We start from the raw sequence: 16,191 nt of genomic DNA on the forward strand, positions 1-16,191 counted from the left end.
GATTGGTATTAAGGATCGTTTCGTCTTGGAGTTTTTTTAAAATCTTCCTGTATCGCTTGGGATTGTTGTGGGTGTTTTGAACGGGAAGTGACCCATGAGAAACCCATATGCTCGAGTAGGTAATAGATAGAATCAGGATGATAATGCTGGCCAAATTCTTTCACAATATAGGCATGGATATCGGCGCCGGTCAGTCGCCCACCTTGAGTATCATGAGCTTTATCTTTGATGTATTGGCTCAATTGCTCCCTTTGTTCAGAAGTTAATAATGGTGGTCTTCCCGTTCTTGGCTTTTCCTTCAGCCCTTCTAATCCTTCTTCAAGAAAGATTTGAACCCATCGATTAACACTGGTTCGGCTCACCTTAAGAAACTTGGCGATTTGGGTACGAGAGTGTCCATCTTTGAAATGAGCAAGTGCGAGCAATCTCATTTTCATCTGGATGGATTTCTGCTGGCTTGCGAGCTTTTTAAAATCAATATTCTTGAGGCTATCCATAGCGAATACATTCTATTGTTGAATGGCCTTAAATTAGATCATATTTTTTCTTAGATTGGTATGACGTCCTTTTTCAGTGACCGCCGATATTTGCTTTAAATGCTCAATCATGAGGTCTTTATTGACCCATGGGACAACGATAGCCTCACCAATACCTTTTTGAGGACAGACAGAACCAAATAGATACGCATATTCGAACTGTTGTTGCTTCACTGCTCTGGGACGTGTGCCTCTTTCAGCCCATAACCGTGTTGTTGTATTTTGTTGCCCAAATCGAGCTTCATCCTGAAACCAGATATCGACATGCTTTAAAGCGACATGACCTGGGATCTTAAGGATCGTTTCGTCTTGGAGTTTTTTTAAAATCTTCCTGTATCGCTTGGGATTGTTGTGGGTGTTTTGAACGGGAAGTGACCCATGAGAAACCCATATGCTCGAGTAGGTAATAGATAGAATCAGGATGATAATGCTGGCCAAATTCTTTCACAATATAGGCATGGATATCGGCGCCGGTCAGTCGCCCACCTTGAGTATCATGAGCTTTATCTTTGATGTATTGGCTCAATTGCTCCCTTTGTTCAGAAGTTAATAATGGTGGTCTTCCCGTTCTTGGCTTTTCCTTCAGCCCTTCTAATCCTTCTTCAAGAAAGATTTGAACCCATCGATTAACACTGGTTCGGCTCACCTTAAGAAACTTGGCGATTTGGGTACGAGAGTGTCCATCTTTGAAATGAGCAAGTGCGAGCAATCTCATTTTCATCTGGATGGATTTCTGCTGGCTTGCGAGCTTTTTAAAATCAATATTCTTGAGGCTATCCATAGCGAATACGTTCTATTGTTGAATGGCCTTAAATTAGATCATATTTTTTCTTAGATTAATGGAATGGACCCTCTCTACCTAATCGGCTTCAAATGAGCCATATTGATTGATGAAAAGGCAATCAATAACAGTAAGAGAGGGTCCTATGACAAGCGTAACAGTCGGTTTAGATACAGCCAAATCTATTTTCCATGTTGTTGAGAAAAATGGATCTGGGCTCATACTCAAAAAGGCCAAACTATCGAGAAACAAATTGGTGAACTACTTCGCCAATAAAGAAGCTTGCACGATTGCGATTGAAGCATGTGGGGCGTGTCATTATTGGTATCGAGTCTTTAGTCAACTAGGGCATACCGTAATGATTATTGCACCTCAATATGTTGCTAAGCATCGTATCGGCAATAAAAATGATTTCAATGATGCAGATGCTCTTGCCGATGTTGCACAGCGTGAAGATGTAAAAACTGTTCCTCCAAAGAGCATTGAACAACAAGATATTCAGCTCTTACACTGAGTGCGCGAAAGATACGTGAAACAAAGAACAGCGTTAGGAAATCAAATTCGTGGTTTATTGGCAGAATATGGCGTGGTAATCCCAAGAGGATTATCTTCACTGAGAAAAGCACTGCCTTTTGTCTTGGAAAATCCAGAGAATGAACTAAGTCCCCTTGTTCGAAAAATTCTAAGTGAGCTTAATAATGAACTAAGTCATTTGGATGGCAATGTAAAAGAAATCGATAAGCAGTTTATTCAGCAAGGTCAAGTGAATGAACAGTGCCAAAAGCTTCAGACAATGACAGGCGTCGGACCATTAATTTCAAGCATCCTCTGTGTGGTGCTTGGTGATGGAAAAAGCTTTAAAAACGGTCGCCACTTTGCCGCGTGGTGTGGCCTTGTACCGAAGCAGCATTCCACAGGTGATAGGGCTCGCTTGTTAGGCATAAGTAAGCGGGGAAATGCCTACCTACGAACCCAACTTATCAATGGTGCAAGAAGTGCTTTGAAGCATGCAAAGAGCAAAGATGACAGGCTGAGTATCTGGGCAGTAAATTTAGAAATGCGAGCAGGGTTTAACAAAGCTTGTGTAGCCCTGGCCAATAAGATGGCAAGAATTGCTTGGGCAATGGTCAGTAAGCAAGAAGTTTACAAAACCCAAGCAGCCTAATAACTATAAACCAGCAATAGAAAACTAGAGGTTCCTTTTCAACAAATTGCTAAAGAAACAATATGATGATTGAAGGCTCATAACCACCTAGCTCTAATCAGGTTATACCAAGGGCTCCTTGAAGCCGTGGCGATTGATATGAAAGCTAGGTTCGGATATCCATCAAGGCGGGTTAATTTGATACCCAAAGCCGAATATATGGGAGCAATTGAGTATCAGAAGTTGTCACATTGTCTCTTGCAATAAGAGAGGGTCCATATATGGTATAACTACCTATCGAAAAGCCATACCTTGTTCTCCAAAATTTTCCCACGTTATTTATGACATAAAAAAGCCAGCATAGTTGCTGGCCTTAAAATAAAGTAATGAGGTTAAAGGATGTGTTCTCTTACTTCTGGATCTTTGCGATCTAAGTAGTGAATAGATTTAATTCTGCGAATAGTGCGGCAACGACCGCGGATCAGTAGAGTTTCTGTTGTCGCTATGTTGCCTTGTCGCGATATACCTTCGAGTAGATCGCCTTTAGTGATACCTGTTGCCGAGAAGATAACGTTGTCGCTACGAGCCATATCTTCCATCTTGAGGACTACATTTGCCTCAACCCCCATTTCCGCACAGCGTTTTAGCTCAGCAGTACCGTAAATTCTATTTTCCTCTGTGTCCCCTTTTACTTCGTGTCGAGGAAGAAGGCGACCGTGCATATCACCATCTAGTGCACGTATAACAGCAGCAGATACAACACCCTCTGGTGCACCACCAATACAATACATAGCATCTACTTCACTGTCTGGCATACAAGTCAGAATTGAAGCGGCGACATCGCCATCAGGTACCGCAAATACACGAACTCCCATTGCTTGCATCTCTTTGATGACTAGGTCATGGCGCGGTTTAGCTAAAGTGATCACTACGAGTGTGTCTAGACTTTTGTTTAACGCTTTAGCAATGTTCTCTAGGTTTTCTTTAAGTGGTTTGTTGAGGTCAATACATCCTTTTGCCCCTGGTCCTACGACAAGCTTTTCCATGTACATATCTGGTGCTTTAAGGAAGCTATCCTTTTCGCCAGCAGCTAGTACAGCTAGAGCATTTGATTGCCCCATCGCAGTCATACGAGTGCCTTCTATTGGGTCTACAGCAATATCGACAGCGTCGCCACCTAAGCCAACACTTTCACCAATATAAAGCATCGGCGCATCATCAATTTCGCCTTCACCAATTACAATCTCACCACTGATGTCAGTTTTGTTGAGTAGTGCACGCATGACTTCTACCGCTGCACCGTCAGCAGCGTTTTTATCACCTCTGCCAAGCCATTTATAGCCTGCCAGTGCAGCACCTTCTGTTACCCTTGAAAATGCCATTGCTAAATCGCGTTTCATGATGACTCCAAAATAGGAAAAAATAAAAACGGCAGAATTCTAACACAACGAAAGGTAAACGTTTGCTATTTTGAGCGAATGGACTTGAACTCGATCAAAACCGTGTTTAAATATTGATGAAAGAAGCGTTCAATTAGGTTTCGTCAAGATAATGTTAAACTGTGATGTTTTTTTGACCGAATGGTGCAAAATATCGAATATAGGGCGTGTCTATAATTCTCTGGCTGAGTAGAATGAAGATATAGAGTGAAGACTTCTTCACATTAAGCGAATAACTAAAGGTAGGCGACAATGTCTTTTGAAGTACTAGAAAAATTAGAAGCGAAAATCCAAACTGCGGTTGATACGATTGCACTTCTTCAAATGGAAGTGGAAGAGCTAAAAGAAGAGAAAGAAAAGCTTTCAGCGGAAGCAACTGAACTTCGTGCAAGCCGTGAAGAGTTAGAGAGCAAGGCGCAGCAGATGCAGCAAGAGCACTCTGCATGGCAGGAGCGTATCCGTAGCCTACTTGGTAAAATGGACGAAGTAGAATAATCTATTCGCTTAGTAAAAAGGTTGGCCAATGCCAACCTTTTTCGTTTCTATGGATAGCCTAACATTTTTCTTTTGTTGGGCGGACACCTAATGTATGGCAAAGAGCGTATGTCATTTCTGCGCGGTTTAGGGTGTAGAAGTGAAAGTCTTTTACACCTTCACGGCTAAGTACTCGTATCATATCGATAGCTTGGCTTGCACCAACAAGCTGGCGTGTTGTTGGGTCGTCGTCAAGGCCTTCAAATTGCTTAGCCATCCAGCTAGGAATTCTGACGTTGTTTTGTGCGGCAAAACGAGAAGCTTGCTTAAAGTTCGATACCGGAAGGATACCAGGTACAATTTCCACATCGATGCCCGCTGCTACGCAGCGATCGCGAAAACGTAGGTAGCTTTCTACATCGAAGAAAAACTGGGTGATTGCACGATTAGCACCTGCGTCTACTTTGCGCTTCAGGTTTAGAAGATCGGCTTGTGCACTTTTCGCTTCAGGATGAACCTCTGGGAAAGCCGCCACAGAGATATCGAAATCATGACGAGATTTTAAAAGCTCTACAAGGTCAGACGCATACATATCGGGCTTGCCGCCACCTGGTGGGATGTCGCCACGCAGGGCAACGATATTTTCAATACCATTACCCCAGTAATCATCTGCAATTTGAATCAGCTCTTCACGGCTAGCGTCAATACACGTTAGGTGAGGGGCGGCAACCAGCCCGGTTTCGGTCTTTATCTCTTTGATGATGGAATGAGTACGGTCACGCTCTCCTGAGTTTGCGCCGTAAGTGACTGAAACAAACTTTGGCTTTAGAGTTTTAAGACGGTGTACTGAACTCCACAATGTCTCTTCCATTTTTTCATTGCTTGGCGGAAAAAATTCAAATGAAACATTTATGTTGTCAGAAAAATCAGCAATATTCTGGTTTAAAGCGTCAATATGACCAGCGTGTGTGTATCCCATCTTACTCTCTCCCTGTGGTAGCCCTGCCCACAAATGTCTTAATCCTTGTGTTGACGTTTAGACGTCTATATGTCCACAGAATGAATTGAATACGATTTAATGTCAACAGTGTGATTATGAATTTTTCTCAAGTTGATTATGAGACATATTTGAGTTGAGGTTGGGTGTGCTAATCAGAAACGGCTTAATACAATATACTCTTTACTAAGCCGTTGATTACAATTGTTAAAAAATCATAGGAAGCTTGAGAGCAGGTTCAGATCTGATTGAATAGCTCCTGACGTCACCTCTCTACCAGCCCCTGGGCCGCGAATCACTAAAGGGTTGTCTTTGTACCATTTACTTTCAATAGCGAAGATATTGTCACATGGGAGAAGATTCGCTAGCGCATGCTCTTTACTTAATGCCTCAACTCCAACTGTGGCTTTGCCATTTTTCTCCAGGCGCGCGACATAGCGTAGGACTTTATCTTCACGCTGCGCTTTCGCTAATCGCTCTGCAAGCAGTTCACTGAGTCGTTGGCTTTTATCTAGGAAGTCGTCCAAGGAGATTCCTGTCAGATCTTCAGGCACTAGGCTTTCAACCTTTACAGATTCGGGCTCTAGGTTGAGTCCGGCCTCTCTTGCTAATATCACCAGCTTACGCATAACGTCAGAACCATCAAGATCGTGACGTGGATCAGGTTCGGTTAAGCCTTGTTGCCATGCCAAATCGATTAACTCGGCAAACGGTACAGAGCCGTCATACTGTTGGAATAACCAAGAGAGTGTTCCAGAAAAAATGCCTGATAGCGCTTGAATTTCATCGCCACTCTCGCGCAAGTCTCTGACTGTATGGTTAATAGGAAGTCCAGCTCCAACTGTTGCGTTGTATAACCAATAGCGGTTGATTTTAGAGAAGGCATCTTGAACTTGGTGGTAGTAGTGACTCGGAGCTGAGCCAGCGACTTTGTTCGCCGAGATTAAATGCATCCCTTGCTCTGCTATTTCTAAATATCTTTCGGCTAAATCCTTACTCGCTGTTACATCTAGAACAACGACATCGTCGTAGCCTTGAACGGAGCCAAGTTTTTTAATCCACTCACCTTCACTGTATGCAATAGATTCATCATCAAAGCGGTCGCTAACGGTTGATGGGTCTATACCTTCTGAGTTAAACCAGTAAGTTTGGCTGTCTACGACAGAGATAAGTTCGAAACTCATGCCTCGACGCTTCTCAAGCTCTGATTTCTGTTCGGCAAACAATGTCAGCCAGCTAGAGCCAATATTGCCTTTACCGCATAGTGCGATACCTATGCGTTTTTGAGCTTGGAACAATTGACTATGAATCGATGCAACCAGAGTAGCGGTGTCGGTTCGTCTAAGCACTGCGATAAGGCTGAGTCCCGATGGAGATTCTGAAACAAACTCAACGGGTGCAGCTTTCAGCTTTTGGTAGAAGCCATAGCAATGGTTGGCATTTTTCGTTACGCCTGCGCCAACAACGGCGACAAGGGAATAACCTTCTTTGAGCTTGATTTCAGCTTCAATCGCTGCATCTTGTAGATACTCTAACGCTCCGCCGGCAATCTCTGCCGTATATGCAAGTCTTAAGCTGTGTTTATCTTTTTGGACTTCATAGGTCAGCGGTTCTAGTTGCGCGCGTTTAAGGTTCGCAAGCACTTCTTTTTCTAGTCGATCGAAGTCGTGGCCCGATGCAAAAATGAGCTTTACAATTAATACTTCATCAAGTGAAGAAATAATCTTTGCACCGCGTCCAGATGCTAATACTCTTTCAATACGGCTAGAGCCAGATTCTGGTGCATAGCTACAACGTAGGTGTAGATCCATAGAACTTTGCGCGACGGGCTGTAATGTTCGGCTGTGCAATACAGGCGCGGCCAGTCGTGCTAGTTCGCTCGCTTCATCAAGTCGAAGTAGAGGCAACAAACATGCATCCGACACTATGCGAGGATCTGCACTAAACACACCTTCTACGTCACTCCAAATCGTCACACGTGAGACTTCCGCTAACGCACCGATCACTGTTGCAGAATAGTCAGAGCCATTACGGCCGAGTAGCACCGTTTGCCCTGCAGCGTTTTGAGCCATAAACCCGGTAATTACGATTCTATGATGAGCATGCTGAGCAAGTACTTCTTTAGCCAGTGGATACGAAGTACCGTAATCGACCTCTGGCTGCGCACCGGATTCCGCACGTAAGAAAGCGCGTGCATCTTGACTGACAGCAGGCAACTCAGATTGCATCAGTAGTGCGGCTAATAGGCGAGAGGACCATACTTCACCGTGTCCTAATACTGCTGCTTTTTGAGCGTTGGTAAGAGGGGCGGTTAACTCACCTAACGTTGAAAACTCATCGTGCAATGCAGCAAGTAATGCTTCTTTTTTTTCATCTTCGATAAGTTCATCGACTAGTGATAGTTGGAACTGCCTGAGAGATTGCAAAACTTCGTGAGCGATTCGTCCATCTTTGTTCAGCGCATCTAAGAACTCCAATAATCGATTCGTTGTTTTTCCTGCTGCAGAGACAACGATAAGATCTTCAGTATTTGAGTATTCTTTTAGGATGTTGACGACTCGGCGGTAGCACTCAGGATCGGCTAGGCTACTACCTCCAAACTTGTGAAGCTGACGGGCTAAGGTCATTAGATACTCTCCTTAGCAATAAGGAAGGCTTGCTCTAGATCTGAGATAAGATCTTCTGCGTCTTCCAAGCCTACAGACAGGCGCAAGAGCAATTGTGAAACGCCAGCCTCAGCAAGCGCCTCTTCACCCATCGCACGATGCGTCATAGATGCAGGATGGCAGATAAGGCTTTCTACGCCACCTAAAGACTCAGCTAAAGAGAATAGCTCTAATTTTTCTACGAAGACTTTCAGTTGCTCAAAACTGCCAGAAAATTCGAAGCTAAGCATGGAACCAAATCCAGATTGCTGTTTTTTCGCGATATCGTGCCCAGGGTGCTCTGGGAGGCTAGGGTGGTAGATCGTACCAACAAGCTCTTGGTCTTTAAGGAAGTTCAGGATCTGCGCAGAGCTTTCTTCATGTACACGCATACGGGCACCCAATGTACGGATACCACGTAAAGTCATGTAGCTATCAAAAGGAGTACCTGTCGCACCGATACAGTTTCCCCACCATGAAAGTTCTTCCGCGTGTTCTTCTGTTTTGGTGACGATGACACCACCGATCACATCAGAATGGCCATTAATGTATTTTGTCGTTGAGTGAATAACAAAGTCTGCACCAAGCTCTAAAGGTTTTTGGAATACAGGTGTCAAAAACGTATTGTCTACTGCTACCAAAGCGCCGATTTTTTTCGCTTGGGTACATATTTTCTCAATGTCGACCACGCGAACAAGTGGGTTAGAGGGGGTTTCTAGAAGAACAAGCTTAGGCTTTTGTGCCAAAGCGTCAGACAATGCCTGCTCATCTGATTGATCGATAAACAGAACTTTAAAATCACCTTTCTGAGCGCGTGTATTAAACAAGCGGTAGGTCCCACCGTAGCAGTCATGTGGTGCGACAATCAGATCATCTGGACCAAGAAATGCGGATACCCAAAGGTTGAGTGCTGACGTTCCGCAATTTGTAACCACGGCTCCTTTGCCTGATTCTAACTCGTATAGTGCCGTTTCAAGTAATCCTCTGTTGGGGTTACCTGAACGGGTGTAGTCATATGTTGGGACTTCTCCAAACGCAGGAAATCCATAGTTGGTCGAAAGATAAATTGGGGGGACAACAGCATGATGTTGTGTGTCTGACTCGATACCAGTACGTACCGCGATTGTGGCTGGCTTGCGGGCGCTCATAAGTGTTTCCTTTCGCACAGTGGTGACAACTTGCAGGGATTACGCTATATCTGTGTTAGATAGAGATAATCCAGTTCCATACTTAGATACTTTACTTATCATCCTTTGAGACGTCAACACTTCTGGACGTCCATATGTCTTTGCTTATGGCCATAAATCCCGCTAAAATTACGCCTTCTGATTTTTATCCATCAAAAATTATTAAAGGTGCGCAATGGCAGACTGGAATGGCGAATACATTAGCCCGTACGCTGAACATGGAAAGAAAAGTGAACAAGTAAAAAAAATTACTGTTTCGATTCCACTGAAAGTATTAAAGGTACTCACTGACGAGCGTACACGCCGTCAGATTAACAATCTACGCCATGCGACAAATAGTGAGCTATTGTGCGAAGCATTTCTACATGCCTACACTGGCCAGCCACTTCCGACGGATGAAGATCTACGTAAAGACCGCCCAGATGATATCCCTGCAGAAGTGAAGCGTCTGATGACGGAAATGGGCATTGAGTTCGAAGCGTTTGACGAAGAATAAAAATCTCTTGTCACATAGAGTGTCGAGAGCAGAAAAGCAGTAACAAACGCACCATTATTTTCGCTGATGCTGGCTACCGTGAGATAAAAAAGCCGCTGATTGATATCAGCGGCTTTTGTTTGAGAGTAGGAAATTAACCTTCCATGTATCCTTCAGGCATTTCGATACGAGCGACACCTGAATCAACGGCCGCTTGCGCGACGGCTTTAGCTACGCGCGGAAGTAAACGAGAGTCCATAGGCTTTGGAATGATGTAGCCAGGACCGAATTCTAGGCTATCCACGCCTGCTGCTTTTAACACTTCAGCTGGAACGTCTTCTTTCGCTAGCTGACGAATTGCTTCAACCGCTGCCAGTTTCATTTCATCATTAATTTCACTAGCACGAACATCCAATGCCCCGCGGAAGATGAATGGGAAACAAAGAACGTTATTGACTTGGTTAGGGTAATCACTGCGGCCAGTACCCATGATGAGGTCATTGCGGACTTCATGTGCAAGTTCTGGTTTGATCTCTGGATCTGGGTTAGAACACGCAAACACAATAGGCTTATCGGCCATGAGTTTTAGTGCTTCTGGTGGTAATAGGTTTGGACCTGATACACCAAGGAATAGGTCTGCGCCTTCGATTACGTCTTCAAGAGTGCGTTTATCTGTATTGTTGGCAAAGAGTTGCTTGTATTCATTTAGGTCGTCGCGACGAGTGTGGATAACGCCTTTGCGGTCAAGCATGTAGATTTTTTCACGCATAGCGCCACACTTAATCAGTAGCTCCATACATGCGACAGCGGCTGCACCCGCGCCCAAACAAACAATGGTTGTTTCTTCAAGCTTTTTACCTTGCAGCTCAATTGCGTTCAACATACCTGCTGCAGTGACGATAGCTGTGCCGTGTTGATCATCGTGGAAAACAGGCACGTCACAGCGTTCAATAAGCTGTTTTTCAATCTCAAAGCAATCAGGTGCTTTGATATCTTCTAAGTTAATACCACCAAAAGTGTCTGCGATGTTTGCTACTGTATCAACAAACTCGTCAATAGTGCGGTGCTTTACTTGAATATCAATAGAATCTAAGCCGGCAAAACGTTTGAACAGAAGTGCTTTACCTTCCATAACAGGCTTAGATGCCATTGGACCTAAATTACCTAAACCAAGAATTGCGGTACCGTTAGAGATAACAGCGACCATATTGCCTTTGGCAGTGTATTTGTAAATATTCTCTGGATTTTGCGCGATTTCACGAACTGGCTCAGCGACACCTGGGCTGTATGCCAGTGCCAGATCACCAGCTGTTTCTGCTGGAGTGGTGAGCTCAACTGAAATTTTACCCGCCGTTGGGTATGCATGATAGTCAAGTGCTTGCTGGCGGAATTGTTCTTCAGGGGATAATTCTTCGCGATTGTCTTCTGACATGGATGTGGGTACTCATTAATAATTATAAGGAAAGGGGAAATCCATTTTAGAGTAACTAAGTCAAGCTGCAAAGGTTGTAATGCGACGGATAATCACAAAATATTGGAATTGACTGGAGATAAGACCAGATAGGGAGAGATGCCTCTGAATATGACAATCATTGTCATCATAAACTGCTGTTTTAAAGTCAGAAATAAAAAAGGACGCCGTAGCGTCCTTTTTAAATTTGCTTACAAAGAAGAGATTACTTCTTGCTTGATAGAGCACCGAAACGCTTGTTGAAGCGATCAACACGGCCGCCTGTATCAACGATACGTTGCTTACCAGTGTAGAATGGGTGACATTTGTCACAAACGTCTAGGTGGATAGAATCTTTCGCTAGAGTTGAGTTGAACTCGAAAGAGTTACCACAAGAACAAGTCGCTTTGATTGCTTTGTATTCTGGGTGGATACCAGTTTTCATGGGAGAACCTCTAAATATAGGCCGCGTCGCTATCCGAGTCTTAGCCGGACACCACACGTAGTTAATAAAATTATCTTGGATACCGCTGCTCAAAAAGCAAGCCATATCACTAAGGCGCGATATATTAATGAATACACTGGCTAGGATCAACCTATTTACCGCAGAAAGTGATACTTTTTTGTCCATTTCTAACCAACGGTCTTGAAAGCGGGCTTTGCAATAAAGCGCATTGGATGAGGCTTTTACGCCTCTTGCTTTTCCCTTAGACTAATTATGTTCATTTTCCTCACTTCCAATGGCTTGTATGCGACCAAAGATTGCCCGAGTAGCTTTACCTGTTCCACTTGATAAACAATTTGATTACCTCATTCCTCCGCATCTGTTTCCGATTATCGGCGGCCGTGTTTCTGTGCCTTTTGGACGCCAAACGCTGGTGGGAATTGTGACTGCATTGGTGAATCATTCGGAGTTCAGCGAAGCGCAACTAAAGTCAATTAAGCAAGTGTTAGACAATCAGCCAGTTTGGCCTGAAAGTCTTTATCAACTTTTACAATGGTGCAGTCAGTTTTATCAGTATCCGTTGGGAGAAACGTTACTCAATGCGATGCCAAGTGCTTTACGCAAAGGGAAAGACGCTGACTTTGCTGCATTAGTAGAATGGCAACTGACAGAGGCGGGGCGAGATCAGTTCATGATTGGTTTTGGTCGAGCAGTGAAACAGGCGAAAGTGATGCACATGCTCGAAGTAGGCCCAGTCCCTCATCAACAGTTTATTGATGAAGAAGTCAGCTCGAGTGTACTCAAAACGCTTTCAGATAAGGGTTGGATAGAATCTGTTGAAAAGAAACCGCTGATTCGTCGCTGGAGTGGTGATGTTGAAGCAAGCGTTGACAAACCTAAGTTGAATACTGAACAGGCTGTGGCGATTGCGACAGTGAACAGTGCTCAAGGGTTTGGATGCTTTTTGTTGGAGGGGGTGACGGGCTCTGGTAAAACAGAGGTGTATCTGAACCTGATAAAACCCGTTTTGGAGCAAGGGAAGCAAGCTCTGGTATTGGTGCCTGAAATAGGTCTGACTCCACAAACCATTAACCGATTTAAGAAGCGTTTTAATGTTCCTGTTGAAGTGATTCATTCAGGTTTGAACGACACAGAGAGGTTGAACGCTTGGTTATCTGCCAGAGATAAAGCGGCAGGGATCGTGATTGGTACGCGTTCAGCACTACTTACGCCGTTTGCAGACTTAGGTATCATCATCGTCGATGAAGAGCACGACACCTCTTATAAGCAACAAGATAGCTTACGTTATCATGCACGAGATGTTGCCGTTATGCGCGCCAATAAAGAGCAGATCCCGATTGTTCTCGGATCTGCAACACCGGCATTGGAAACGCTGCACAATGCGCTCGTTGGAAAGTACCATCATTTAGTTTTGTCTCAGCGTGCAGGGAGCGCTGTACCCACAACCAATAAAGTACTGGATATAAAAGGCGCCTATCTTGAGAGTGGATTGTCTGCGCCATTGATTGCAGAAATGCGCAAGCATCTTCAAGCGGGGAACCAAGTCATGTTGTTCCTCAATCGAAGGGGCTTTTCTCCTGCATTGATGTGTCACGAATGTGGATGGATTGCTGAGTGTAAGCGCTGTGATGCGTATTATACCTATCATCAAAACAGCAACGAAATTCGATGCCATCATTGTGGTTCTCAACAACCTATTATCCACCAGTGCCAAGGATGTGGTTCAACTCATTTGGTCACAGTTGGAGTGGGGACGGAGCAGTTGGAAAAGCAGCTCGGTGAATTGTTTCCGGAATTCAAAGCCATTCGTATCGACCGAGACAGCACAAGAAGAAAGGGGAGTTTAGAGAGTGCGTTAACTTCCATCCGCAACGGTGAATACCAAATCCTGATTGGTACGCAAATGCTGGCGAAAGGACACCACTTTCCAGACGTAACGCTGGTGGCGCTATTGGATGTGGATGGTTCGCTTTACAGTAGCGATTTTCGCGCCTCTGAGCGCCTCGCACAGCTATTTATTCAGGTCGCAGGGCGAGCGGGCAGGGCGAGTAAACCGGGGGAAGTGGTATTACAAACGCATCACCCTGAACATACCTTATTGCAAGCTTTACTCACAAAGAGCTATCGCCATTTTGCAGAGACGGCACTGCAGGAGCGCCAGTTAGCCATGTTGCCTCCATACGCATTTTTAACGATGTTTCGAGCGGAGTCGAATCACAGTGGGTTAGCCGAGGAGTTTCTTCGACAGGTTCGTCATACACTTGAGGCGCATCCACTGTTTGATGAATTTTGTTTAGTGCTTGGTCCGACTCCTGCGCCATTGGCTAAAAGAGCAGGGAAATATCGCTGGCAATTGCTGCTCCAAACTCAACAGCGTTCGACAATGCAGAAGCTACTTTCAAGTGCAAAGCCAGCCATTCAGATGTTACCCACGGCAAAAAAAGTCCGATGGACCTTAGATATTGAGCCTCAAGATCTCAGTTAAACAGCTTTCCTAATGAGGCTTGTCGCGTGAGTAAGTGTGACTTTAATGGGCGTGCTTAGCTTTCAAATTTCACATTTTTCATTTATTTGTGAATTAGATCTTACTACGACTGCGAATTTTGTTAATTCTCCCGTAACTTTGTGTCACGAAATGAATAAACTAGGAAGTGAATTTTTTAAGCAAACGTTAGTGTTTACGTAAGGTTAAACGTTTGCCTTCGTAAGCAAAATATAAGAATGAGCCCGAGCTCATCAACGTCGTACGTATTATTGGATTTATGTACGGTTTAATTAAGGTTTAGGTGGCTATTGGCTACCAGTTTTGGAAATTGAAGAGGGTTAAAAATTTATGGCGACAATGAAGGATGTTGCCCAGCTAGCGGGAGTTTCGACAGCGACGGTATCTAGAGCGTTGATGAATCCGGAAAAAGTGTCTTCAACCACAAGAAAGAGAGTTGAAGATGCAGTGTTAGAAGCTGGATATTCACCAAACTCTTTGGCGCGAAATCTGCGTCGCAACGAATCGAAGACTATCATTGCCATTATTCCAGATATCTGTGATCCGTATTACACCGAGATCATTCGCGGCATCGAAGACGCGGCAATGGAGCATGGTTATATTGTTTTGCTTGGTGACAGTGGCCAGCACAACAAACGTGAAAGTTCATTTGTAAACTTGGTCTTCACCAAACAAGCTGACGGCATGCTTTTGTTAGGTACGGATTTACCATTTGATGTGAGTAAACCTGAACAAAAAAACCTACCACCTATGGTCATGGCTTGTGAGTTTGCACCGGAATTGGAACTTCCAACTGTTCATATCGACAATCTGACTTCTGCTTTTGAGGCGGTAAATTACTTGACTCAAATGGGGCATAAACGTGTTGCTCAAATATCTGGACCTGAGCCAGCGGTATTATGTCAGTTTCGTCGCCAAGGGTATCAGCAAGCGTTGCGTCGTGCAGGCGTAACAATGAACCCGAACTACAGCGTTTTCGGTGACTTTACCTTTGAAGCTGGTGCGGCGGCCATTCGACAACTATTGGCCCTACCTGAGCCGCCTACTGCTGTTTTTTGTCACAATGACGCGATGGCAATAGGAGCGATTCAACAAGCCAAAAAACTAGGCTTACGAGTCCCTCAGGATTTATCGGTCGTAGGTTTTGATGATATACATTTTGCGCAGTACTGTGATCCACCGCTTACCACTATTTCCCAGCCCCGTTATGAGATTGGTCGCCAAGCGATGCTTATGATGTTGGAGCTTCTGCGTGGGCATGATGTCCGAGCGGGTTCTCGATTGCTGGAAACAAAGCTGGTTGTGCGCGAAAGTGCAGCGCCCCCTCGCATGATTTAACCTCGAATAATAGCGATGCAATTTAGCATCGCTTTCATTTCAACTCTGTCATCCGATGACAATCTGCATTAACATTATGGCAGTGCTAACAAACGATTGATGTACAACAGTGGCAAACAGAGATTATGTAAAACGTGGTCGGGGAAATAGCCGTCGAACACCCGCTAAAAAAAAGCCTGCTCCGCAAAAGAAACCGTGGCGTAGTGGGTTACTCGCTATCATATTGGTAAGTGGTTTTGGCTATGGTTTATATACGTTAAGCAGCGATCCAGAGCCGCCAGCACCAGTCGTGCAGACGAGCACACCTAAAGCCAAGCCTAAGCCGCAAAATACATTACCACCACCTCCAGAAGAAAAGTGGGACTACGTCGAGTCGTTGCCGAGTCGTGAAATTGAAGTACAAGCTAAAGCGCAAGTGGTATCCGACATCCCTTATGTCATGCAGTGTGGTGCCTACAAAACAGCACAGCAAGCAGACGCTCGCAAACTGGACATCGCCTTCCAGGGTATAAAAAGTCAAATCCGCAGGAAAGAAGGCAGCAGTTGGTATCGAGTGGTACTGGGTCCGTATAAGTTTAAGCGTGATGCTGAACGTGATAAGCACAAACTTCAGCGCGCTAAAATCGAACCTTGCGCAATCTGGAAAGAGACTCAGTAGATAGAATAAGAAATAAGCCCACAGTATGAATGACATAATGTGGGCACATTCTGAAGATTTGACTCCCCTTGAATTATCCTCCTTAGAACCTCATATAC

14 protein-coding genes and 1 pseudogene are annotated in these 16,191 nt (G+C 44.5%); 6 read left to right on the top strand and 9 right to left on the bottom strand.

The window, feature by feature from the left end:
* Nucleotides 1-8: 8 nt before the first annotated feature.
* The 3 genes from NP165_RS00865 to NP165_RS00875 are packed head-to-tail and all read right to left on the bottom strand — an operon-like array spanning nt 9 to nt 1,317.
* On the bottom strand, nt 9-497 hold the full coding sequence (locus tag NP165_RS00865) for an IS630 family transposase (protein WP_257083891.1): 489 nt from the start codon (nt 495-497) through the stop codon (nt 9-11).
* A 33-nt stretch (nt 498-530) separates the two neighbouring features.
* On the bottom strand, nt 531-944 hold the full coding sequence (locus NP165_RS20035) for a transposase (protein ID WP_371133700.1): 414 nt from the start codon (nt 942-944) through the stop codon (nt 531-533).
* On the bottom strand, nt 829-1,317 hold the full coding sequence (locus NP165_RS00875) for an IS630 family transposase (RefSeq protein WP_257083891.1): 489 nt from the start codon (nt 1,315-1,317) through the stop codon (nt 829-831). Before NP165_RS00875 ends, NP165_RS20035 begins: the two co-directional genes overlap by 116 nt.
* Before the next feature lie 145 nt (nt 1,318-1,462).
* Between NP165_RS00875 and NP165_RS00880 the strand changes: the two are divergent.
* Nucleotides 1,463-2,482: pseudogene (locus tag NP165_RS00880) on the top strand (IS110 family RNA-guided transposase).
* A gap of 371 nt (nt 2,483-2,853) precedes the next feature.
* Here the strand turns inward: NP165_RS00880 and glpX are convergent.
* Complete coding sequence (gene glpX / locus NP165_RS00885; RefSeq protein ID WP_257084494.1) at nt 2,854-3,861, bottom strand: class II fructose-bisphosphatase; 1,008 nt, start codon at nt 3,859-3,861, stop codon at nt 2,854-2,856.
* Between the two features lie 291 nt (nt 3,862-4,152).
* On the opposite strand from glpX, the gene zapB reads away from it, so the two are divergent.
* Nucleotides 4,153-4,395, top strand: a complete 243-nt coding sequence (gene zapB / locus NP165_RS00890; RefSeq protein ID WP_257084495.1) for a cell division protein ZapB — start codon at nt 4,153-4,155, stop codon at nt 4,393-4,395.
* A gap of 58 nt (nt 4,396-4,453) precedes the next feature.
* Here zapB and metF read toward each other — a convergent pair whose 3' ends face one another.
* The 3 genes from metF to NP165_RS00905 all read right to left on the bottom strand — a co-directional run bounded on the left by metF (nt 4,454) and on the right by NP165_RS00905 (nt 9,164).
* Nucleotides 4,454-5,353, bottom strand: coding sequence for a methylenetetrahydrofolate reductase (metF, locus tag NP165_RS00895; protein ID WP_257084496.1), 900 nt, complete (start codon nt 5,351-5,353; stop codon nt 4,454-4,456).
* A gap of 233 nt (nt 5,354-5,586) precedes the next feature.
* On the bottom strand, nt 5,587-7,998 hold the full coding sequence (locus NP165_RS00900; protein WP_257084497.1) for a bifunctional aspartate kinase/homoserine dehydrogenase II: 2,412 nt from the start codon (nt 7,996-7,998) through the stop codon (nt 5,587-5,589).
* A complete protein-coding gene (locus tag NP165_RS00905; protein ID WP_257084498.1) occupies nt 7,998-9,164 on the bottom strand; it encodes an O-succinylhomoserine (thiol)-lyase in 1,167 nt (388 codons plus the stop codon). Before NP165_RS00905 ends, NP165_RS00900 begins: the two co-directional genes overlap by 1 nt.
* Nucleotides 9,165-9,378: 214 nt before the next feature.
* On the opposite strand from NP165_RS00905, the gene metJ reads away from it, so the two are divergent.
* A complete protein-coding gene (gene metJ / locus NP165_RS00910) occupies nt 9,379-9,699 on the top strand; it encodes a met regulon transcriptional regulator MetJ (RefSeq protein ID WP_257084499.1) in 321 nt (106 codons plus the stop codon).
* 133 nt (nt 9,700-9,832) lie between these two features.
* On the opposite strand, the gene NP165_RS00915 is transcribed toward metJ, so the two are convergent.
* Both NP165_RS00915 and rpmE read right to left on the bottom strand, forming a co-directional pair.
* A complete protein-coding gene (locus tag NP165_RS00915; RefSeq protein ID WP_257084500.1) occupies nt 9,833-11,110 on the bottom strand; it encodes a malic enzyme-like NAD(P)-binding protein in 1,278 nt (425 codons plus the stop codon).
* 244 nt (nt 11,111-11,354) lie between these two features.
* Nucleotides 11,355-11,573, bottom strand: a complete 219-nt coding sequence (gene rpmE / locus NP165_RS00920) for a 50S ribosomal protein L31 (RefSeq protein ID WP_053410189.1) — start codon at nt 11,571-11,573, stop codon at nt 11,355-11,357.
* Between the two features lie 304 nt (nt 11,574-11,877).
* Here rpmE and priA point away from each other — a divergent pair, with 304 nt between their 5' ends.
* The 3 genes from priA to NP165_RS00935 all read left to right on the top strand — a co-directional run bounded on the left by priA (nt 11,878) and on the right by NP165_RS00935 (nt 16,093).
* Nucleotides 11,878-14,079 (top strand): primosomal protein N', encoded by a 2,202-nt coding sequence (gene priA, locus NP165_RS00925; RefSeq protein WP_257084501.1) that lies wholly within the window; start codon nt 11,878-11,880, stop codon nt 14,077-14,079.
* A gap of 348 nt (nt 14,080-14,427) precedes the next feature.
* On the top strand, nt 14,428-15,435 hold the full coding sequence (gene cytR / locus NP165_RS00930) for a DNA-binding transcriptional regulator CytR (protein ID WP_257084502.1): 1,008 nt from the start codon (nt 14,428-14,430) through the stop codon (nt 15,433-15,435).
* A 109-nt stretch (nt 15,436-15,544) separates the two neighbouring features.
* Nucleotides 15,545-16,093 (top strand): SPOR domain-containing protein, encoded by a 549-nt coding sequence (locus NP165_RS00935; protein WP_257084503.1) that lies wholly within the window; start codon nt 15,545-15,547, stop codon nt 16,091-16,093.
* Nucleotides 16,094-16,191: the final 98 nt, after the last annotated feature.

The sequence above is a fragment of the Vibrio japonicus genome, from assembly GCF_024582835.1.
In the GTDB taxonomy this organism is placed as follows: domain Bacteria; phylum Pseudomonadota; class Gammaproteobacteria; order Enterobacterales; family Vibrionaceae; genus Vibrio; species Vibrio japonicus.

Coding starts and splice junctions, on each gene's coding strand:
- zapB (WP_257084495.1), top strand. CDS start 4,153: ATGTCTTTTGAAGTACTAGAAAAATTAGAAGCGAAAATCCAAACTGCG.
- NP165_RS00875 (WP_257083891.1), bottom strand. CDS start 1,317: ATGGATAGCCTCAAGAATATTGATTTTAAAAAGCTCGCAAGCCAGCAG.
- NP165_RS00900 (WP_257084497.1), bottom strand. CDS start 7,998: ATGACCTTAGCCCGTCAGCTTCACAAGTTTGGAGGTAGTAGCCTAGCC.
- NP165_RS00905 (WP_257084498.1), bottom strand. CDS start 9,164: ATGAGCGCCCGCAAGCCAGCCACAATCGCGGTACGTACTGGTATCGAG.
- metJ (WP_257084499.1), top strand. CDS start 9,379: ATGGCAGACTGGAATGGCGAATACATTAGCCCGTACGCTGAACATGGA.
- glpX (WP_257084494.1), bottom strand. CDS start 3,861: ATGAAACGCGATTTAGCAATGGCATTTTCAAGGGTAACAGAAGGTGCT.
- NP165_RS00915 (WP_257084500.1), bottom strand. CDS start 11,110: ATGTCAGAAGACAATCGCGAAGAATTATCCCCTGAAGAACAATTCCGC.
- rpmE (WP_053410189.1), bottom strand. CDS start 11,573: ATGAAAACTGGTATCCACCCAGAATACAAAGCAATCAAAGCGACTTGT.
- NP165_RS00865 (WP_257083891.1), bottom strand. CDS start 497: ATGGATAGCCTCAAGAATATTGATTTTAAAAAGCTCGCAAGCCAGCAG.
- priA (WP_257084501.1), top strand. CDS start 11,878: ATGCGACCAAAGATTGCCCGAGTAGCTTTACCTGTTCCACTTGATAAA.
- metF (WP_257084496.1), bottom strand. CDS start 5,353: ATGGGATACACACACGCTGGTCATATTGACGCTTTAAACCAGAATATT.
- cytR (WP_257084502.1), top strand. CDS start 14,428: ATGGCGACAATGAAGGATGTTGCCCAGCTAGCGGGAGTTTCGACAGCG.